This is a genomic window from Streptococcus sp. HMSC064H09 (assembly GCF_001812625.1).
Classification (GTDB): Bacteria; Bacillota; Bacilli; order Lactobacillales; family Streptococcaceae; genus Streptococcus.
In genome coordinates this window covers 100,636-120,622 of sequence record NZ_KV809556.1, presented here as the reverse complement: position 1 = coordinate 120,622, position 19,987 = coordinate 100,636, and the positions used below count along the sequence as shown (strand labels likewise).

Genomic DNA, 19,987 nt, shown 5'->3' with positions numbered 1-19,987 from the left:
GGTTACTTCACACTCTTAATACTATCGTTATTAATAGACAGGCCTGCCTTATTAGCAATCTCTTTAATACGGTCAGAGTTAGTCAACTCATTAACTGCCTGCTTAGCATTGTTAAGCTCTGTTTTTTCATCACTAATCTTGCTATTAAGGTCTGTGATTTGTTGCTTGATAGCCTGATTACGCCCTTGTAAAAATACAACTGCGATACTCATCACAATAGCTGTCAAAACAATTGCCGAATAGAAAGCCTTTTCCATACGCGTCATAAAACGAATATGGTTTCTAATGGCTCTATTGACAATCTGATGTTCCTTATTTTCCATAATTATTTCCTGATTTTTTTAGCCACACGCAATTTAGCAGAATGCGAGCGGTTATTAGCTTCTAATTCTTCCTGACTAGGTAGGATTGGCTTACGATTAACTAAGGCTACCTTAGGTTGGAGGTCTTCAGGAATAAAGGGTAGACCTTTAGGCACATCTACCGTACTAGCTTCCTTGAAAAGCTGTTTAGTCAATCGATCCTCCAAAGAGTGGAAGGTAATGACCGAAATACGACCATCCACAGCAAGTAAATCCAAGGCCTCTTGAATAGACTCATCCGCAGCACCAAGCTCATCGTTCACTTCGATGCGAATAGCTTGGAAAATTTGCTTGGCCGGATGGCCCTTCTTCTTCAATTCCTTAGCAGGCTTAGCTGATTTAATGATTTCCGCCAGTTCCGTCGTGGTCTCAATTGGTTTAACCTGACGGGCCTGTTCAATCTTACGTGCAATTTGTTTAGAGAACTTGTCCTCACCATACTTGAAGAAAATGCGCACCAAATCGCTGTAAGGATAGGTATTGACCACATCATAAGCGGTCAGACTCGCCTCCTCATTCATACGCATATCTAGCTTGGCATCCTGTTTATAGGAGAAACCACGCTCACGCTCATCCAACTGTGGGCTAGAGACACCCAAGTCATAGAGAATGCCATCAATTTCAGACACCCCCATGGCTTCAAGGTTGGACTTGAGATTACGGAAATTATCCTTGATGAAAGTCACCATACCCTTATCAATATAGTCCTTGAGACGCACTTGAGCATTATCAATAGCCTTTTGGTCCTGATCAAAGCAGTACAAATGACCCTTTTCAGATAATTGCGACAAAAGATAAGACGAATGTCCTGCGCCACCCAAGGTCGCATCAACATAGATGCCATCGGGCTTGATATCAAGCATATCAACAGTTTCGTGTAAAAGAACGGTTACATGGTGAAATTCATTAGTCATAACTTTTATTATAGCACAAGAATAGAGAAATTGTCTCGTTCTGTAAGTTGACAGGATAGTAAAAGAGCCAGACCCGAGGCCTAACTCTTTAGTTACTATATCATCTGATAAGATTAATCCACTCTGTAAAAATAGCTTTCCTCAGATGGCACTCCATTCGTCGCTAGAATACGGTCCTTACTGTTATCCCCCGCATCACTTGCATCACTAACTCCCTTAGGACAAAGCTGAATTGGAGTATTCCCAACTGGACTAGAATCAACATAAGTTAAGCTATAGATACCTGACACATACTGATTCGGTGAGACTTTGTCGATAGGATAAGTATAGCCCCAGAAATCCAACTGTCCATCCAAAGTAATGATGATGGTCTTTCCATTTGAAGATTTCCATGTTCCTACAGCTGATTTGTAATTGCCATTTTTGAGCTCATCAGGCTTAAGAGCTGATGAACTTGTTGGCGTTTGTGACGCTGTGCTAGAGCTACTAGTAGAGGCGCTGCTCAGGTCCTTCCAACCCCAATTAGAGAGATCAACCTTGTCTGCACCCGAATCACTGTCATCTTTTACAAGAGACTGGCCATCACTACTAAAGTGGTAGCCAGAACCTCCACCAGCCATAGCACCAGCACTACCATAGTAGCTAAAGGTGTTATCCATGAGGTAGGCCAATGTCATACGCTCACCCAACATGCCCAGTTGTGGACCTTCTGTCAGACGAATCACCTGACCACTATCCTTAGAGATAGTGTAAATATCCGTAATCACATGTTCTTTAAAGAGTTTACCTGGCTTAAAAGCAAGAATCAACTCATCAACACCATTACCATCCAAATCACGATAAGTATAGACCGTTGAGGCAGGACTTGTTTGAGAATTAGCATAGGTCACAATGAGAGAATTAAGTGAGGCATCCGTTTGGTTGTTGGCCACGGCCGTTTGGTACTTACTAATGATGCTATCATAGGCAGAGGTATCTACCTTTTTCTCCTGACTAGAGCTTGAGCTAGTACTCGTGCTAGAGCTTTCACTACTACTTGATTGTGACTGCTCTACTGATGAAGATGAAGTCGTCGAAATCATGTCATTTTGCTGGTTTGAACAAGCTGCTAATAGGACTAAACTAGATAATCCTGTCACTAATGCTAAAACTTTATTTTTCATTTTTAGTCTAACTTTCCTTCTCTTTGACTCTTATTCTGCTGTCCCAGAGCTGACATCTGCACTGTAGGCAGGAGCTGTGTAACTTGGAGCATCACTATGTGACTCTGTATAAGCTGTTGGTGGCACATAGTTATACTGGGGCGCTTGATAAACCTCTTGTGCTGAAGAAGGCGTTGGTGCCGATGCTACCGCAGGAGTTGAGCTTGCTTCTGTCTGACTAGCTGCTTCTACCGTTGAGCTTGATGATGAAGATTCGCTTGAAGACTCACTTGAAGTTGAAGAAGATGACGACGAACTTGAGCTCGATGACTTGGATGAAGCCTTGGGTTTGCTTGATGATGACTGCTTAGTCCCCACCTTAACTTGGACCTTTGCATGATTGTGTGCAGGTTGCAAAAAGACAATTGCTAAAGCCAAAAGAATAGCCGGTAGGGTAAATGCCAAAATAAGGTAACGTTTTTCTTTTAATTGACGAAGTAGTTTCATAGAGTATTCACATTTCTTAAATATATTTTAGTATTGATTAGTCTCAGATAAGATTATATCAGAAATATTAAAATGTGCAACATTAACATAATACTTTTTGACATCAGAAAAACCAACTAAAAGAGTTGGTTGATTGTCATTATTGCTTTGGGTTATCGACGTTGTTAAATGGCACTTCTACTTTTGTTGGTTGACATAGTAGAAAAATAAGGATAAAAATACCGACAAATGGGATTAAAGGAATAAAAATATATGCCCAATGATAGCCAGCATCACGCAAACGACGAACAGCTATCGCAATACAAGGTAAAACCGCAGCAATACAAAAAACAATTATGATAAGAAATAAAATAACTGAAATAGCAAATAAACCGCTTGATATTTCATCTACCATACTTTCAAACACTGCTTCGAGCCAATTCCCAGCAAAGACAATCAATAGATGTGCCAAATATGCAGACCATAAATCTGAGGGTGTTGAACGTCCCGTAAAATCAACATAGCCCTTCCAAAATTTTTTGTAGGCTTCAATCATAATAAAATCCCCCTTTTTTATGTTACTCTCAGTATAACAAGAGAAGAGGAGCTTGACAAATCAACTAAAAAACAGCCTAGCAAGGCTGTTAAGTCATTATTATTGTTGTGGGTTATTGAAGTTGTTGAATGGATACTCAACCTTAGTTGGTTTACACAACAACACAATTAAGATAATACCACCTACAAATGGGATAAATGCAACAAAAATATACGGCCAATTGTAGCCAGCATCACGCAAACGACGAACAGTTACAGCAATACCGGGTAAACACAGAGCAACACTATAGGCAAAAAAGATAAGTGATAAAATAACTGAAATAACAGTTAAAAAGTCTGAACCAGTTGAACCTGCAATTACTCCAAATACAAATAGCAACACATAAAAAGCAGCGAAAGTTAACATATTTGCCAAATATGCAAACCAGTAATCTGAACGTGTTGAACGTCCCTCAAAATCTACGTAGCCCTTCCAAAACTTCTTATAAGCTTCGATCATAATAAAATCTCCTCATTTTTTGATAATACTACTATACCAAAAGACCTGTCATCTGGCAAATTGACTAAGGAGCAGCCTATAAGGCTTTTTTAACTTTTTGTTATTTAAAATAAATTTGACAGATAATATAAAATAGATTAGAATAATTGCATAACTATAATAATTGATATACCATTAGTTTTCATAATTGTTCTTGGTAAATCTCAACGTAAAAAAAATTTTAATTAGGAGATATAATGAAGGTTTTAGGATACATCATGCTTTCTTTTATAATGCTATTCTTAGTAATTTCAGCATTTCCGTATATTTTAATTGGGGCTTTAATTTATAGTCTTTATCGATTGATTAGATATATTAGGAAAGTTCGATATTTTAAGAGTCCGAATTTTTTAGCCCATAAACTGGCACTTGCTGATACAATCTCTGAATATAATGAAATATCTAATTATGTAAACTCATTTGATCAAATCAGTCTTAGAGCAAGTCAAGCAGATCGATATAAATATTCTAACCTAGCTACTTATCAAAATACTAGCGTGCATAATATGAATCGTAATCGACATCAGAAAACGCTGTCTAGTAATGTTCACCACGCTTCGCTAGCAGTAGTTCGAAAAGCGTCTGAAGAGCCTTTAAAGTATTTGTGTAAATATTTTGATTTCAAACCTAATGAAGAGAATCTCCAACGCATTCAGGATATCGGTGAAGTAGTATCACGTTTTACAAATGCGAAAAGTAACTTAGACATGCGTCTAGCTCAAATTGAAGCAGATTTCAATCCTCCTAAATTTATAAAAAAATACTATCGTGATGAATTACTTAAACATTTAGAAGTAAATATTCCAAAAATTCATTTTTATTTTCCACAATATATTTTTGAATATGTTAGTGCGGGGGGAAACAGCTCACAACGAACAACTATCACACTTGACGACATTACTATCGAAGCACTTATAGAATATATTGATGATAATATTAAGCGTAGCAAGACTGCAAAAGCGCAGCGTTCTTTAATGACAAAAAAATTACGTGAATTTATTAAACGTCGCGATAATTATACCTGCCAGAATTGTTATGCCTCTGTCGCTCAGCAAAACCTTTTACTTTTAGAAGTTGACCATATCATCCCTATTTCAAAAGGTGGCTTATCTACTAAAGACAACTTACAAACATTGTGTTGGAAATGCAATCGAACAAAATCTAACAAAATCATATAAAATAGGTATTTGATGTATTATTACGTTAGTTATTATTGCTTTGTTGATTCCTTTATATATATTGTCTATAGATAAGTATTAGCTGATGTCTCATCTCCCACAATTCACAATTTTTATATGACAAAAATATTTAAATAAATGATTTAGTTCTGTATTGTACAGGACTAAGTCATTTTCTACCATTTGTCAAGTTTATCAAGGTATTTGATGAAAAATAGTTTGAGTGCCATAGTCACACTAAGGAAATTATCTTTTTTGAACTAAAGATTAGTGTAAAAAATGTACACTAATCAACACCTTATCTGGTGATTTTTTTGATAAGGCGTTACAATAATATGGTATAAACAATTTTACCGATTTTGGGTAGAAGTATAATCGTAAAGTTTGTTGTGCATTATGAGGTAATAATAAGACGATGTATAGAGGCAATCGTGTGTGGTTTGGTTTAAGTCACTTGCGATTGTCTTTTCCGTTTCTCACAGAAGTCTGCGATATGACAAGGATTGGTGTAGCTATCTGAAGTTATGTTAAGAATGCACTTAAAGAGAATTTTTCTGGCAGAGGGATTCCCACATTTGATGAAATGTTCCTTGGCTAGAAAGTTTTAGTTTTACCTTAATGCACTTATTATCATAATAATCAATGTATTCTACAATAACTTGTTTCAATTGCTCAAGTGACTTAGACACCTTCTCATGACAATAAAACATTTTCGATTTCAAAATTCCAAAAAAGGACTCCACCATACCATTGTCTAGGCTATTCCACTTGCGTGACATGGATGGTTGAATCCTTTATCCTCTATAAATTGATAATGATACTGGTGAGAATATTGCCATCCCTACTCACTATGGAGAATAGCAATCTCCTGGTCTCTCTATAAAGGCCTGTTCTAAACATAACTTTCATCTATACCAAGTTCAGTGTTAAAACCATCTAAAACAGGAAACTATAAAAACTTTTTATTGCTGTGGGTTATTGAAATTATTAAACGCTACTTCTACCTTTGTTGGTTGTAAGGTTAAGATAAAAATAATAAAACCACCAAGATATGGAATTAGCGATAGGAATATCAAGGCCCAGTGGTAACCTGCATCTCGTAAACGACGTACTATGATTGCAATGGATGGTACAAGTGAGGCCAACGCATAGACTCCTATTCCTAACACTACAATATAGACCAAAATCATTTGGAAACTATATGGATCAGATATATACGTAGAGGAGTCTCCTCCTAAAATCATGATTAGTATGAGTAAGAAACTAAACAATAAATAAACCAAGCATTGCGCAAGAACATTAAGCCAATAATCTGAACGCGTTGAACGTCCCTTAAAATCTACATAGCCCTTCCAAAATTTTTTGTAGGCTTCAATCATAATAAAATCCCCCTTTTTTATGATACTCCCAGTATAGCAAGAGAAGGGAAGATTGACAAATCAACTAAAAAACAGCCTACAAGGCTGTTAAGTCATTATTATTGTTGTGAATTATTGAACTGTTTGAAAGGAAATTCTACTTTTGTGGGTTGACAAGACAAAACCAACAGAACGATATCACCTATAACAAAGGCAAAACGTAAAAAAATCAAGGCCCAGTGATAGCCTGCATCGCGCAAGCGACGTACCTGAAGGGAAATGGATGGGATAAAGCTAGCAGGAAAATAGGTCATTACAAGCAGATACGGTAAGTTGAGAATAACATGGTAAGGACTATCGGGACTATCAAAAACAATTACAACTATAACTATGCTAAATAAAATAATACTTACAATAGTATTCGCTAAAACTGCCAACCAATAGTCTGAGCGAGTTGAACGTCCCGTGAAATCGACATAGCCCATCCAATACTTTTTATAAGCTCTAAACATCACAAAAGCTCCTCATGGGGCTTTTTGTTTATTCTCTAATTTGACCTTGGCCATTAATATAGAACTTGGTTGAGGTTAGGGCCTCAAGTCCCATTGGGCCACGGGCGTGCATTTTTTGGGTTGAGATTCCGATTTCAGCACCCAATCCAAAGACGAAGCCGTCTGTGAAGCGGGTTGAGGCATTAACATAGACAGCTGCAGCGTCTACGTCGTCTTGGAATTGCTCCGCACGACTGATATCCTGAGTTACGATAGCCTCTGAATGCGATGTTGTGTAGGTATTAATCCAATCAATGGCCTCATCAAGGCTGTCTACCACTTTAACAGACATAATATAGTCAAGAAACTCTGTCGCAAAATCTTCTGGTGAAGCGGGTACAGATTTTTCCATAAGTTTCAAAGCCTTTTCATCCGCACGGAATTCAACAGCCTGAACTTTTGAAATAGCTTTTTCCAAATTAGGTAAGAAGTCTTCCGCAATATCAGCATGAACAACGAGAGATTCTGCAGCATTACAAACACTTGGTCGTTGGGTTTTGGCATTGATGACAATCTGTGTCGCCATATCTAAGTTAGCATATTTATCCACATAAATATGACAGTTACCAACACCCGTTTCGATGACAGGAACCTTGGCTTTTTCTTTAACTGTTTGGATGAGACGTGCTCCACCACGAGGGATGAGCAAGTCTACATACTTAGTCGCCGCCATGAGTTCCTCTGCTACCTCATGAGAGGTATCTTCAACCAGCTGAACAGCATCTGCTGTGATACCTGCATTTTCCAAAGCCTTACGGGCTACTGTAACCAAGGCCTTGTTGGAATTGATGGCATCACGTCCTCCACGAAGAATAATAGCATTATTGGTTTTAAAGGCAAGGCTAAAGGCATCGATTGAGACATTGGGACGGCTCTCAAAAATCATAGCGATAACACCCATAGGAACACGCTTTTGAACGATTTTAAGACCATCTAGATTCGTATAGCCACGAACTACTTGACCGATTGGGTCCTGAAGATCTGCCACCTGACGGACACCCTCAGCAATCCCTGCGATACGGTCTTCCGTCAAGAGCAAGCGGTCTTGCATAATCTCTGAAATACCATTTTCCTTGGCATTGGCCATATCCTTAGCATTTTCAGTGATAATATAGGCACTCTCAGCTACTAGAGCTTTAGCTACCTGATTTAGAAGGTCGTTTTTAGCTGCTGTTGACAATTTAGCAATCTGACGACCTGCCACCTTGGCCTGTTGACCTAGTGTATCGATATATGTCATCTTAGTCCTCCTGTTTAAAGAGTGTACCAATCTTGGCTCCTTCTAAGACACGAAGGATGTCACGTGGATTTTCACCATTCATCAAAACCATTTGGCTTTGATTTTCAAAAACCATCTGAGCTGACTTAATCTTACTCATCATACCACCTGTACCAAATTTACTACCGGCACCACCAGCTGAGGCTATAATTTTCTCTGTAATCTCTGGGACATAGCTACGAAGGGTGGCATCCTCATAGACATTTGGGTTCTTATCGAAGAGCCCATCAATATCTGACAACATAATGAGTAGGTCAGCACCAACAATCTTAGCTACGATAGCTGACAAGCGGTCGTTGTCCCCAAACTTAGTCGCATGGTCCATTTCATCTACGCTGACAGCATCATTTTCATTAACAACTGGAACAACTCCAAGCTTGAAGAGGCTCTCGAAGGCATTGATGGCATTGGCCAAACTCTCAGGATACTCGACCACGTCACGGGTCAAAAGCAACTGAGATACCTTGGTTTGGTAATGTGAAAAGACCTGAGAATAGAGGCTCATCATGGCTACCTGCCCTACACTTGAGACGGCTTGTTGCTTACCGACTTCAGCCGGTCGCTTGTCTAGGTCTAAGACATTGAGCCCGAAGCCCATGGCACCAGAGGATACGAGGACAACCTCAATCCCTTTATTATGCAGGCTAGAAATGACAAAAGCTAACTGATCGATTTTTTCAAGATTAATTTTCCCTGATGGTAAAACCAGAGAGCTAGTCCCGATTTTGATAACCAGGCGTTTTACTGAGTCAAAATTTCGTTTCATATTTATGATTATACACTAAATTCAGGTATTTTAACATATATAATGCATAAGTTTACATATTAAGGATTTTCAGTAAAAAAGAAGCCCTCCTATCGGAGAGACTCTTTAAACAGTTTGTTCTAGGCAAAAAACATGGCTCTAATACGTTTCCAACGTCTGCGATCAACAAAAAGATAAACGATTAGGGCAATTAAAGCTATAAGCCCAGATACTATAGCGTTGACTACTAGGGCAATCCAGAACTTACTTGCAAAGAAGACAATACCTCCTAGCAAGGCAGCGATGAAAATTGTAAGAATAAAGATACCCATATAGAGCCACTGCCCGCCACCCCGATTGAAGAGCTGAGTGACTTCCTGCCAATTCACTTCCAATAATTTAAGGTCACGTTCAAAGAAATAGCCACCTACAAGATAGGTTGTTACGAGAAAACCAAGAGCGAAACTTGCCACCAAAATAGGATGGAGATGTGCAAGGAATATTAAACCAAGTCCTCCTAGTAAGAGGGATACACCGACTTGCAAGCCATAGAAAATCCAAAACTTTTGACGAAGATAGTCACCCGTATTGATTGGCAGGCTACGGATAAAGTCAAAGTTTGTTCCCTCTAAGGAAGTTGCCACCCCAAGAAAACTTGTTGGTTGCGCTGAAAAGAAACCAAAGGCAATTCCGACTAAAAGCATGAGCCCGAAATAGTCTGGACCTAAATCTTTCAAAAAGAACGCACCTCCACCCAGCATGATCATATATAATACTGGTACCACATAGGTATTGATAATGAGGGTTGAGTTTCCCAAAGTAGATAAATGATGGCGAACCAAGACCTGTCTTTGACTTCGAGTAACAACTTTTACCTGAGTCTTTCTAGCCTTTTTGTTATAAATGGCTTCGTGGAAATAACGAGGCATTCTGACTTTATAAAACCAAAAGCCCAAGATAAGCACTAAGATAAGAGGAAGATAAAAATTTAGTAGAGCCTCCGGAGATAGAGGAGCAGCTACCACATCATAGTAACCTCTTAGATAAGGCAATAAAGGAAAATCAATATGTCCAGCACCCTTAACATAACCATTAAGAAAACCAACCATCATGATAGGGAACATAATCAATAGGGTTGACAGGGTCATCAAAATAGTCGAATAGAGCTTTTGACGAGAACTGCGAACAATCAGCGTTCCAATAGTATTAGACAGAATCACTGAAAAAACGAGATTGATAAAGAGAGAAACGATAAAGGATAGTAGCCCCACGACTATCCCCAGTGGGCCAATAAATTGCCAGTAAGCTAGAATGAGAAGACTAAGGATAGGTACCATGAAGGTCATCCCAACCATAGAACCTGACAAGGTCTTGGCCAAAAAGACTTCTGATGGCTTTAAGGGAAGAGGAAGATAAGCCTTGCTATCCTTACTATCGTAAAAGGTACTATAGAGAGCCGTAAAGGTCTGAAGAAGCCCCATGACTGAAAATGTCAAAAGATATAGGGTTAAGACTCCAGGATTGGCCTTATAATCGACACCTACAAAAAGATAGCTATATACAACCGTAAAAATAATTAAAATCAAGAGTTGTTGTCTAAGCATGGCATTAACGATGGAGAAATTAGCCTTTTTCTTTTTCTCCTGACGTTTCTGTAGGTTAGTTACTGCTTGAGGATTTGCATAGAGGAGATTAATTTTAAAAAGCTCCCAAACATGGTTCCAGTTCATGACTACACCTCCTCGATTTTACGTCCAGCCATTTCCAGATAAATGGTTTCCAAATCCTTGTCAGGGTACTGAGACTTAAGTTCAGCTAGAGACCCTTGGAAGATGAGTTTTCCTTTCTTCAAAATAGCAATACGATCACAGAGCTGCTCAGCTACACTTAGAACGTGGGTTGAAAAGAGCACACTATTACCCTCCTTAGCATGGTTACGCATGGCTTCTTTCAAATCATAAGATGCCTGTGGATCCAGACCAGTCAAAGGCTCATCCAAAACCCAAATCTGTGGATTAACCAGAAGAGCACCGATAACGACAACCTTCTGACGCATACCGTGAGAGAAGGAAGAAATGAGGTTATAGCGACTTTCCGTCAAGTCAAAGGTAGCCATAAGATTAGTCAAACGTTCCTCAACCTGACTAGCTTCCAAATCATAGATACGTGTCAAAAAGTACCAATAGTCATTAGCAGTTAAATTTAGAAATAAGTCTGGTGAATCTGGCACATAAGCGATTTTTTTCTTGATAGCATCACGATGTTGGCTGAGGGCCATATCATCGACATAAACTTCACCGTAGCTAGCTTCAATGATAGATGTCAAAATGGAAATAGTCGTGGTCTTACCAGCCCCATTGTGACCAATCAGACCAAAAATCTCCCCATCTCGAATCTCGAGGTTAAGATCTGAGAGAGCATCCTTATCTTCATAACGTTTCGTTACGTGTTCAAAACGAATCATCTTTTATCCTTTCTTGAGAATCTATTTAACAACAGTCTCATTTTACACTTTATATTAGATTATAAATTAGAGTTATTACCTTGTTTTTTATGGCAATACTCTAAGAACACTGGCAATAGATTTAGATAAGGCTATTTCCTTACCTTCTCATTTATTGTATCACTTCAAAGGTACAATTTCAATAAAACGTTTGTAAAAACGAGACAATTTTGCATTCGATCTTTGATAATGCTAAACTTATAGTATTTAGAATAAATAGGAGGAAAATCACTGATGCCAACTGGAATTATCATCAACTCGCTATCTATTATCTTAGGAGGAATCGCTGGAGGGCTCTTCGGGGACTATCTCAGAGACGATTTCAAGGAAAATCTTAACCTTATCTTTGGCCTAGCCTCTATGGTAATGGGGATTAGCGCTATTGTGAATATGGTTAACATGCCTGCCGTTATCTTTGCAGTAGTTATCGGTACCATCATTGGGCTGGCCCTAAAGTTTGGAAACCTCATCAACAAGGGAGCTGGGCTTATGGAAAAAGGCTTGTCCAAGATTACACCAAGCAAACAAACAGGGTTAGCTCACGATGAGTTTTATGCACAGCTCTTGACAGTTATCGTCCTTTTTTGTGCAAGTGGTACAGGAATTTACGGGAGCCTTGAGTCTGGGATGACAGGCGATGATTCTATTTTAATTTCTAAATCTATCCTAGATTTCTTTACGGCTATGATTTTCTCTTGTAGTCTAGGCTACATCGTCTCCATGATTGCCATTCCACAATTTATCGTTTTCTTCCTCCTCTTTGTGAGTGCTGGTTTCATTCTCCCTCTAACAACAAAAGCCATGATTGGAGACTTTAAGGCTTGCGGGGGCTTCCTCATGATTGCGACCGGTTTTCGTATTATGAAACTGCGTCAATTCCCAACAGCAGATATGATTCCAGCCATGATTCTGGTTATGCCTATTTCCTGGGCCTGGGTCAATTGGGTGGTTCCTTTGATTAGTTGATATTAGGATTAAAATAAACTAAAACCGTCAGTCTCATGTGACGGTTTTTGTCTCTATTTATTGCTATTATGGATTCTAACTATTAAAAACTAGTAATGTTTGTGGCAATTAATTCTAATTTTTCTAACCTTGTTTAGACTAATATGAGTTTGTTATAATAGCCCTTGTAGGCCTAAGCAACCTACAAGATACTTTTTTTCATAACTATTTCCATCCTCTAATATTTTAACGAACTTATAATACTGATGGAAATCTATCGAAAAGACTGGTGTGTGCACACCGGTCTTTTTTGGTGGGATTAAGACACAAAAAAACCACTCTTTCACTATGAAAGAATGGTTAGGCTATAGCTTATACTTCTACGACTTCCAAGTCTTTTCCACCTAGGAGAATAAGGTATTTATCAATCTTATTTATTTGATAGGCTTGGCTGAGTGCTTTAGCATAGAGGCTCATTTGCCCTTTGTAACGTTCCTTAAGTTCACTAGGATGAGTGAAGCGGTCCGTCTTATAGTCAAAGAGGACAATACGGTCTTCAAGAAGAAGGTATCCATCGATGATACCACGGACGACAAAATCTTCTTTACTAGTGGGATCTTCTGCCAACATAGCAAATGGTGCTTCACGACGCAACTTACCACGTTTAGCTAGAATGAGCTTCCCAAGTTCGGTGTCAAAGAAGCCTAGTAGCTTTTCTAACTGCACACGCGCCTTAACTTGATCATCTGCCGATACCTGACTCAACGCCTGTGTCAAATCTTGGAGGGTCACCTTGTCAGAAAGAATCAAGCGTTGCATGAGTTCATGGGTGGCTGAACCAACTGCAGCTCCAGTGACCTTAGTTTTTTGCCCAAAGTCTGGAAGTTCAAAGGTAGTAGTAGTCTCAAGAGGTTGCACTTCCTCTTTCTTGTCCATAATATCCACCCCTTCGGTATCCATAACAGGTTCGTAGAAGGCTTTGAGCTGGCTCGGCGTACGCACAGATGGTAGGTCAATCGCTGGTGCATAAAGCTGGTTGAGTTTTTCAACACTTTCTAAGACGGTTAGAGCACGCTTAATGTCTTCCGTCTGGCGATTGTTAGATAAATCATCAGCATTTACTGCCACTTGAACTTCAACCTGACCAATAGCCTCTGGCGTCAACTCCTCAGCCTCAACAAAGCGAACAGTAAACTTGAGATCCTTTCTCATAAAGGCGGTATCCAAAGCCATAACCCAATCCTGATAAAAAGCGATTTGGTCACGGAGAGCTACTGGTAGGCGATTATTTTCGACATCCGTGCCAAATTGCTGGGTTAATTTTTCCTTACTACCCTTACCAACCAGATAGAGTTTTTTCTCTGCACGTGTCATTGCAACATAGAGCAGACGCATCTCTTCTGAGATACTTGCTCGACGCTCTTCCCTACGATTTTCCTGGAAGGTTAGGGTCTCTAGAACAACATTTAACTTGGGCAAATTGGTGTTTATCTGGTCTTTAAGGTCAGCTAGGTACTTAATGCCAAGTCCTTTTTCACGGTTGATAATATACTTACCACTTAGTCCATCCCTACTGTGACCAATGAACTTGCGATTCATCTGCAAGACAAAAACATACTTGAATTCTAGCCCCTTGGACTTGTGAATCGTCATAAGGCTAACGGCATTTTTAGGAACCAAGTCTGTCACTTCCTCTAGGTCGTTACCGCTAGAAATGATCTTATCAATCATACCAATAAAACGAGAAAGTCCCTTAAAACCAGTCTTTTCATAAGCATTGGCACGCAAGGCAAGGGCGTAGAGATTTGCCTGACGTTGCTCAGCTCGAGGGAGACTTCCAACATAATCATAATAGAAACGATCGTCGTAAATCTTCCAAATGAGGTCGTAGAGCGAGTGCCACTTACTGTAATCACGCCAATCTGCCAGAGTCTCAGTGAAAAGAGTCAACTTGGCATCAAGTCCTTGTGTGACAACTTCCGGATGAAGCCCTGTTTTAGTGCAAGCTACAAGAAGCTTGTCATAGAATTGTCCTTCGTCGGCCTGGACAGCAATACGAGCCAAATCATCCTCGTTGAAATTAAACATCGGTGAACGAAGGAGGGCAACGAGGGCATAGTCATTAAGAGGATTATTGATGGCACGAAGGGTATCCAACATAATCATAACTTCTAGCGACTCTAGGTAGCTTGACTTGTACTCGTCAGGAACCAAAGGAATTCCGTGCTCCTCGAAGCTTGCCATCAAGTCCAGATAGGTGTTGCGGGTTGGTGCTAGGAGGGTAATGTCCTCAAAACGTACACCTTGCTTATGAAGACTGATAATTTCTTTGATAACCAAGGAAATCTCACCACTACTGATAGGTTGATCAGAACCTTCCTCGTCAGGAGTCACACTTGCTTCATCACTATTGTAAATCAGAACCTCAGTCTCATTTTCAGGATGGGGTTCTTTTTGCTTCTCGCTACCCGCTACCAACATGTGTGTCTTGTCATAGAGGATGTCCCCGATTTCCTGGTCCATGAGGTGGCTAAAAACACCATTGGTCGCATCAAGAACTTCAGATTGGCTACGGAAGTTCTCTTTAAGGAGAATCAACTTACCTGCATCTGGATTTTCAAGGAAGAGCTGGAACTTGCCATTAAAAATCTGAGGATCCGCCTGACGGAAACGATAGATGGATTGCTTGATATCTCCCACCATGAATCGGTTGTGACCGTTAGAGAGGAGCTCCAACATGCGTTCTTGGGTATGGCTATTGTCTTGATACTCGTCTACCATTACTTCATGGTAACGGTCACGATAGCTGGCTGCCACCTCTGGATTTTCCTCCAAAATACGGATGGCAAAGTGGGCAATATCTGAGAATTCAAAGGCATTTTCCTGAACCTTGGCCTGTAAATACTGGTCTGAAAAATCAAGTACAAAGGCCTGAAGCAGCTCTAACAGAGGTAGGATGTCATCATTATGCTTGGTCAAAATCTCGAGAACCGTTAGTTGGGTATCAATCTCACGCAACTGGGCCACAAACTCATTTTTGGTCTTGTTGTAAGCCTCCTTGTAGGCCTTGAGTTCCTCGTCTTTAGGACGGGTCATATTTGTCAAGCCAGTCCCTCCTGACAGAGTCAAGAGTTGTTTGAGCAAGTCCTCCATATCGGTTTGGTCATTGGCCAAGGCTCCCTCCAGAAGGCTAATGGCATCTGACACATTATTCAGATACTTGGCCTTGGCAAATTCACGCTGAGCTAGACCTAAATGGTCTCTTAAGAAGGCTAAGAAATCAGCCAACAAGCCATCTTTGAGACCCTCTAAAAGCTCAACTTTAGCCTTGTCTGGCTTGGCATCCGTCTGCCCTTTTAAGAGATTCTGACGTAGCCATTTTTCAGGACCTGCAGTAGCCTGAGAAAAGTTATAGACATCGTAAACTAGATCACGGAAGGCCTTACTAGTCTTACCATTTCCAGCGAAGTTGCGGACCAATTTTTGGAAAAGTTGGGCATCCTTCCCTTGCATGTAATCGTTGAAGAGATCGGCATAAACCTCATTTTTCATGAGTGTCTGCTCAGCAGGGTCTGTCATGATGCGGAAAATAGGTGACACACCCAGGAGATAGCCATACTGATTAACCAATTTCTGGGTGAAGGCATCCATGGTTCCAATATCAGCCGTCCCAATCTTGGCTATCTGGTCTGAAAGAAAGGCACGCTCTTCATCCGTCTCAACTTGTCCCAACTGCTCTGTCAGACGCTTTTCAAGACGCTCTTTCAACTCACCTGCAGCCTTTACCGTAAAGGTTGAGATAAAGAGTTGGTCAATGCCAACGCCACGTCCAATCATATCAAGGATACGCTCAACCATGACAAAGGTTTTTCCTGATCCGGCCGAAGCTGACACAAGAATATTGCTACCATTACTGTAAATGGCCTCAATCTGCTCAGGTGTTAACTTGCGTTCCTTGTCAGAAGCTGCTTCTTGGGCAATGCGTTCCTTAATCTCTGTTGGACTTAAAAAATCTTTAGTCAACATGGTTGTCCTCCTGATCTTTTTTGTCTGCTGTCACAGCTTGATTGGTGACAAGAAAGGGGATGATATTTTCAGCAACTTGCATCTGATTATTGTCCTCGTCTTTTGTCATCAGCTCCAAATAGGCTTCCTTCTTGCCCTTACTTGGTAAACGCAAGAGTTTACGAGCCTGTCCCATGTGGCGGTCGGCCTCAAAATGAGTAATAGCCTTGATTTGATCCCCTTGAACAGACTTGCCATCCTCGGTATAAGGATTGACCGCAAAATTCCCACTTCGAATAATCTCAGAAGCATCTGTAAAGAGTTTAATATTATATTCTAACAAGGTTTCTAGGTCCTCCTTGTCATAGGTGACAGTCTTTTGTAAATCATAGTTTCCACCAGCCAGATGCTCTGTTTCTGAAGCCACAAAGAGCCCCTTATAGGTCAATTCCTTATGAGCCTGAGCTGCTAGCTTATCCAGACCAAACTGGGCTAGGTTAAGTTGTGGGTCCTGCATGTGAAGATACATGGCACCAAATAGCTGGTCAGCATCGACCTTATAGGTTTGTCGAAGGGCCTCCAGATAGGTCACCAATTGCGGACTGAGGCCATTGTAGAATTTCTGAATGTCAAAGACATTTTTACCTGATTTGTAGTCAACGACACCCAGAGCCCCATCCGTTAAACGGTCCACACGGTCAATAATCCCTGTAATCTTGATGCTATTTGCTAAAAGCAAGTCAAACTTAGCTTCCTCACGCTCAACCTTAACGGCCGCATTGTCACGCAAAACACTGGCAGTTGAACGGGCGATATCTTCCAAGATTTGACGAGACAAGCGACTCTCTTGGTCCTCGGTATAGAGAATTTCAAAGGGTTGTTCCTGATTGGTCTGAGCAATAGCCTTTTCCAATTTATCATCGAAGTTTTCTGACGAAGAATCACCCATCACACGCTCAAAGACACGGTGTAAATAAGTCCCGTGGTGTCGGGCATCTGGATGGATGGACTCCAACTCTTCAAGTCCCAAAACATAACGCAAGAAATAAAGATATTGGTTGTTATAGAAGGTCGTCAGAGCCGAAGCTGATAATTTTAGTGGTTCTTCCCCCGGAAAGACCAGCTGCATGACCTGATTATCCACCTTGGTCGTCGTCACATCGTCAATCACATTTGGAATCAAGACTTGGTCTTTATCAAGTCGCTTACGGAGATAACGCACAGCAACTGACCAGAACGTCTGCGTTTCCTTGTCCAAATCAGCATCTAGATGACTACTGTTAAGAGCAATGACAGTCGATAGGAGGTCCTTGTAGTTCCCAATCTGGTCACCCTTAGCCTCGAAACGATTACGTCCCTTTTCAACCAAAGGAAGACCAAGGTCAAGAAGTTCCTTCAAATAAACCGACATGTCATCCTGCGTCTCATTGAGAATTTGTGGCTGACTAAGCACCAATTGTTCACTAGCCGCATTGAAAAGCGACATAGCCACAAAATGCCCCCGCTGACTATTGCTCTGTGTGACAATATCCAAACTTCTATGCTCATCCGTCGCCTCATTGATACGACTGCGTTCCTCGTCAGACAGGAGACTCTTATTTTGCCCAACCTTTGGAAAATGCGACTGAGTCATGCCTAAGGCAAAAACATAAGGAGCTGAATGTGGTTGAATCAAATCGTATTTCTTCACATTGACCACATCAACAGTGGCTGGAACCGTACGGTAATCACAGGCCAACATTCCCGAACGCAAAATGGACAAAAAGTCGTCCACTGACAGTGTTTCTTCTCCAAAAATAGTCTCAACCTGCTCCAAGAGTTGGGTGAAAGACTTCCAGACCTGTTCATTCTGTTCTTTTTCAGCTTCACTGGCCTTGACAGTCAAAGCAGCCATCTGATTTGGCACTTGTACAGTCCCTAAAAAGACCGCAAGTTTCTTAAGCAGACTAGAACCCTTTTGTTTGCGACTGTTAAGTAACTTGTCCAAAGGCTCTACCAGTTGTGAGCGCAAGGCATTAAGCTGGTCTAAATCATACTTATCACGACTATTGGCCGTAAAATCAGACAAGAACTTGTGACGCCCCTTGATATCTGCAAAATTGACATAATACTCAAAAAGGTCTAAGTCCTCTTGAGTAAAACCGCCATAGAGACCTGATTTTACGAGATTAAGCAAATCCTCGGCACGATAATTATAGCGCTTGATACGCTCTAGCGAATCCACAAACTGCACCAAAGGATGGCTAGACATGGCTTCTTCCTTACCAAAATAATAGGGAATATCAAATTTTCGGAAAATCTGACCCACCTGAAGCTTATAACTCTCCTCATCACCAAGCAGGACCAAGATATCCTTGTAGCGCTTGCCATCCGCCAGTAACTGACGAATACTCTTGGCAACCTGAGCCACTTCTTCCTTTTGGTTGAACACTTCCCAGACCTGCAAGGCTTGCTTGTCTTGATCAGTAACCTTCTCATCTACCGTACTAAAATCATGACGGCTCTCCAAATGACGACTAATACGTGCAAAAGAAGGATTGCCCTCTTTGTCTGTCGTCACGTAGTCAGGTGTCACCTTATAGGTCTGAGCCAAAGTCTTCAGAAAATCCACTGAAGACTGATAAACATTGCCATAAACAAAGTTAGCCTTATAAGCTTTTTGACTGGCGTAAGTCCCAATGACAATCTGGTGGCACTTATCTTTCAAGAGTGCAACCAGTGCTTCCTCCTCGGCAGAGAAACGCGTAAAGCCATCAATGACCAAAACCGTGTTACTCAAGGCCTTATCTAGGTGGCCTGAGGTAATCTCCTTGAAGAAGGCGCTGAGTTTGGATTGATTGTCGAAATCTCCCGCCAACAAGAGATCCTGAGCCGCACTGAAAATCCTTACCAAATCCTCTTGTTTCTCCGCCTGATCCAAATGCTGCAAATCCAGAACTGTCATATTAGCCTGCTGCAACTCTTTGTAAAGGTCCACCAATTGATTAATAAAGTTACTATCCTTGCGTAAACGACCATAAACCTTGAGCTCATCATCGCCCATATGTGACAAGACCTTATAAAAAATCATGGCCAGACCAGTATCATCCAGCTGAGTTTTCGGGTTACTCGTATTGAGAATAAAGTACCTAGCCATCTGAGTAAAACGAGTCACCGTAATCTCAAAGGACGCTGACTGAGGCAGGTATTCCAAGACCTTACGCTCCTTCTCAAATGATAGGGCATTAGGGGCAATATAAAAGACCCTCTTTCCCTTTTGAGCATAGCTAGTCGCCTGCTCCGTCAGAATTTCAGTTAAATCCTGAGACATATCCGTATAAAGTAATTTCATAAGACGTCCCTTTCTTGTCTCTACACCAGTCGTTAGGCTAAGCAATCGCCATTCACCTAGCTCTAAGAACCACTAATCCTTGCTATTATAACACA

Annotated in this window: 16 protein-coding genes and 2 pseudogenes; 2 read left to right on the top strand and 16 right to left on the bottom strand. The window is 40.7% G+C overall.

Annotated features, from left to right (window positions below; genetic code table 11):
- Window positions 1-2: 2 nt before the first annotated feature.
- The 6 genes from ftsL to HMPREF2867_RS01915 all read right to left on the bottom strand — a co-directional run bounded on the left by ftsL (window position 3) and on the right by HMPREF2867_RS01915 (window position 3,958).
- Entirely contained in the window at window positions 3-323 is a 321-nt protein-coding gene (gene ftsL, locus HMPREF2867_RS01940; protein WP_002891750.1) for a cell division protein FtsL, read from the bottom strand.
- Window positions 324-325: 2 nt separating this feature from the next.
- Complete coding sequence (gene rsmH, locus HMPREF2867_RS01935) at window positions 326-1,276, bottom strand: 16S rRNA (cytosine(1402)-N(4))-methyltransferase RsmH (protein ID WP_037602533.1); 951 nt, start codon at window positions 1,274-1,276, stop codon at window positions 326-328.
- A 113-nt stretch (window positions 1,277-1,389) separates the two neighbouring features.
- Window positions 1,390-2,439, bottom strand: coding sequence for a hypothetical protein (locus HMPREF2867_RS01930; protein WP_070575395.1), 1,050 nt, complete (start codon window positions 2,437-2,439; stop codon window positions 1,390-1,392).
- Window positions 2,440-2,469: 30 nt separating this feature from the next.
- A complete protein-coding gene (locus HMPREF2867_RS01925) occupies window positions 2,470-2,925 on the bottom strand; it encodes a Wzz/FepE/Etk N-terminal domain-containing protein (protein ID WP_037602535.1) in 456 nt (151 codons plus the stop codon).
- Window positions 2,926-3,064: 139 nt separating this feature from the next.
- On the bottom strand, window positions 3,065-3,460 hold the full coding sequence (locus HMPREF2867_RS01920) for a DUF805 domain-containing protein (RefSeq protein ID WP_037602537.1): 396 nt from the start codon (window positions 3,458-3,460) through the stop codon (window positions 3,065-3,067).
- Window positions 3,461-3,559: 99 nt separating this feature from the next.
- Entirely contained in the window at window positions 3,560-3,958 is a 399-nt protein-coding gene (locus tag HMPREF2867_RS01915) for a DUF805 domain-containing protein (RefSeq protein ID WP_037602539.1), read from the bottom strand.
- A gap of 236 nt (window positions 3,959-4,194) precedes the next feature.
- On the opposite strand from HMPREF2867_RS01915, the gene HMPREF2867_RS01910 reads away from it, so the two are divergent.
- On the top strand, window positions 4,195-5,175 hold the full coding sequence (locus tag HMPREF2867_RS01910) for an HNH endonuclease (RefSeq protein ID WP_051677073.1): 981 nt from the start codon (window positions 4,195-4,197) through the stop codon (window positions 5,173-5,175).
- Between the two features lie 350 nt (window positions 5,176-5,525).
- On the opposite strand, the pseudogene HMPREF2867_RS11735 reads toward HMPREF2867_RS01910, so the two are convergent.
- From HMPREF2867_RS11735 to HMPREF2867_RS01875, 8 genes and pseudogenes are all read right to left on the bottom strand, one after another.
- A pseudogene (locus tag HMPREF2867_RS11735) lies at window positions 5,526-5,779 on the bottom strand (IS110 family transposase); the annotation flags it as partial.
- Window positions 5,715-6,121, bottom strand: a pseudogene (locus HMPREF2867_RS01905) (IS3 family transposase); the annotation flags it as partial. The pseudogenes HMPREF2867_RS11735 and HMPREF2867_RS01905, both read right to left, overlap by 65 nt.
- A 16-nt stretch (window positions 6,122-6,137) precedes the next feature.
- Window positions 6,138-6,554: a DUF805 domain-containing protein gene (locus HMPREF2867_RS01900; protein ID WP_037602544.1), complete on the bottom strand. Its 417-nt coding sequence runs from the start codon at window positions 6,552-6,554 to the stop codon at window positions 6,138-6,140.
- A gap of 98 nt (window positions 6,555-6,652) precedes the next feature.
- The gene (locus HMPREF2867_RS01895) at window positions 6,653-7,045 is read right to left on the bottom strand and encodes a DUF805 domain-containing protein (protein WP_037602546.1); all 393 of its coding nucleotides are present in this window, start codon (window positions 7,043-7,045) and stop codon (window positions 6,653-6,655) included.
- Window positions 7,046-7,073: 28 nt separating this feature from the next.
- Window positions 7,074-8,324 carry a glutamate-5-semialdehyde dehydrogenase gene (locus HMPREF2867_RS01890; RefSeq protein ID WP_037602549.1) on the bottom strand — a complete coding sequence of 417 codons (1,251 nt, stop codon included), beginning with the start codon at window positions 8,322-8,324 and terminating at the stop codon, window positions 7,074-7,076.
- Window position 8,325: 1 nt separating this feature from the next.
- Window positions 8,326-9,129 carry a glutamate 5-kinase gene (proB, locus tag HMPREF2867_RS01885; RefSeq protein WP_037602551.1) on the bottom strand — a complete coding sequence of 268 codons (804 nt, stop codon included), beginning with the start codon at window positions 9,127-9,129 and terminating at the stop codon, window positions 8,326-8,328.
- A 119-nt stretch (window positions 9,130-9,248) separates the two neighbouring features.
- The gene (locus HMPREF2867_RS01880) at window positions 9,249-10,838 is read right to left on the bottom strand and encodes a DUF4231 domain-containing protein (RefSeq protein WP_037602554.1); all 1,590 of its coding nucleotides are present in this window, start codon (window positions 10,836-10,838) and stop codon (window positions 9,249-9,251) included.
- 2 nt (window positions 10,839-10,840) lie between these two features.
- A complete protein-coding gene (locus HMPREF2867_RS01875) occupies window positions 10,841-11,572 on the bottom strand; it encodes an ABC transporter ATP-binding protein (protein ID WP_002891761.1) in 732 nt (243 codons plus the stop codon).
- Window positions 11,573-11,845: 273 nt separating this feature from the next.
- Here HMPREF2867_RS01875 and HMPREF2867_RS01870 point away from each other — a divergent pair, with 273 nt between their 5' ends.
- Window positions 11,846-12,577 (top strand): DUF554 domain-containing protein, encoded by a 732-nt coding sequence (locus tag HMPREF2867_RS01870; RefSeq protein WP_070575392.1) that lies wholly within the window; start codon window positions 11,846-11,848, stop codon window positions 12,575-12,577.
- Window positions 12,578-12,928: 351 nt separating this feature from the next.
- On the opposite strand, the gene addA is transcribed toward HMPREF2867_RS01870, so the two are convergent.
- Both addA and rexB read right to left on the bottom strand, forming a co-directional pair.
- The gene (gene addA, locus HMPREF2867_RS01865) at window positions 12,929-16,582 is read right to left on the bottom strand and encodes a helicase-exonuclease AddAB subunit AddA (protein ID WP_070575389.1); all 3,654 of its coding nucleotides are present in this window, start codon (window positions 16,580-16,582) and stop codon (window positions 12,929-12,931) included.
- The gene (gene rexB / locus HMPREF2867_RS01860) at window positions 16,572-19,892 is read right to left on the bottom strand and encodes an ATP-dependent nuclease subunit B (protein WP_070575386.1); all 3,321 of its coding nucleotides are present in this window, start codon (window positions 19,890-19,892) and stop codon (window positions 16,572-16,574) included. Before rexB ends, addA begins: the two co-directional genes overlap by 11 nt.
- Between the last annotated feature and the right edge of the window lie 95 nt (window positions 19,893-19,987).

Coding starts and splice junctions, on each gene's coding strand:
- ftsL (WP_002891750.1), bottom strand. CDS start 323: ATGGAAAATAAGGAACATCAGATTGTCAATAGAGCCATTAGAAACCAT.
- rsmH (WP_037602533.1), bottom strand. CDS start 1,276: ATGACTAATGAATTTCACCATGTAACCGTTCTTTTACACGAAACTGTT.
- HMPREF2867_RS01930 (WP_070575395.1), bottom strand. CDS start 2,439: ATGAAAAATAAAGTTTTAGCATTAGTGACAGGATTATCTAGTTTAGTC.
- HMPREF2867_RS01925 (WP_037602535.1), bottom strand. CDS start 2,925: ATGAAACTACTTCGTCAATTAAAAGAAAAACGTTACCTTATTTTGGCA.
- HMPREF2867_RS01920 (WP_037602537.1), bottom strand. CDS start 3,460: ATGATTGAAGCCTACAAAAAATTTTGGAAGGGCTATGTTGATTTTACG.
- HMPREF2867_RS01915 (WP_037602539.1), bottom strand. CDS start 3,958: ATGATCGAAGCTTATAAGAAGTTTTGGAAGGGCTACGTAGATTTTGAG.
- HMPREF2867_RS01910 (WP_051677073.1), top strand. CDS start 4,195: ATGAAGGTTTTAGGATACATCATGCTTTCTTTTATAATGCTATTCTTA.
- HMPREF2867_RS01900 (WP_037602544.1), bottom strand. CDS start 6,554: ATGATTGAAGCCTACAAAAAATTTTGGAAGGGCTATGTAGATTTTAAG.
- HMPREF2867_RS01895 (WP_037602546.1), bottom strand. CDS start 7,045: ATGTTTAGAGCTTATAAAAAGTATTGGATGGGCTATGTCGATTTCACG.
- HMPREF2867_RS01890 (WP_037602549.1), bottom strand. CDS start 8,324: ATGACATATATCGATACACTAGGTCAACAGGCCAAGGTGGCAGGTCGT.
- proB (WP_037602551.1), bottom strand. CDS start 9,129: ATGAAACGAAATTTTGACTCAGTAAAACGCCTGGTTATCAAAATCGGG.
- HMPREF2867_RS01880 (WP_037602554.1), bottom strand. CDS start 10,838: ATGAACTGGAACCATGTTTGGGAGCTTTTTAAAATTAATCTCCTCTAT.
- HMPREF2867_RS01875 (WP_002891761.1), bottom strand. CDS start 11,572: ATGATTCGTTTTGAACACGTAACGAAACGTTATGAAGATAAGGATGCT.
- HMPREF2867_RS01870 (WP_070575392.1), top strand. CDS start 11,846: ATGCCAACTGGAATTATCATCAACTCGCTATCTATTATCTTAGGAGGA.
- addA (WP_070575389.1), bottom strand. CDS start 16,582: ATGTTGACTAAAGATTTTTTAAGTCCAACAGAGATTAAGGAACGCATT.
- rexB (WP_070575386.1), bottom strand. CDS start 19,892: ATGAAATTACTTTATACGGATATGTCTCAGGATTTAACTGAAATTCTG.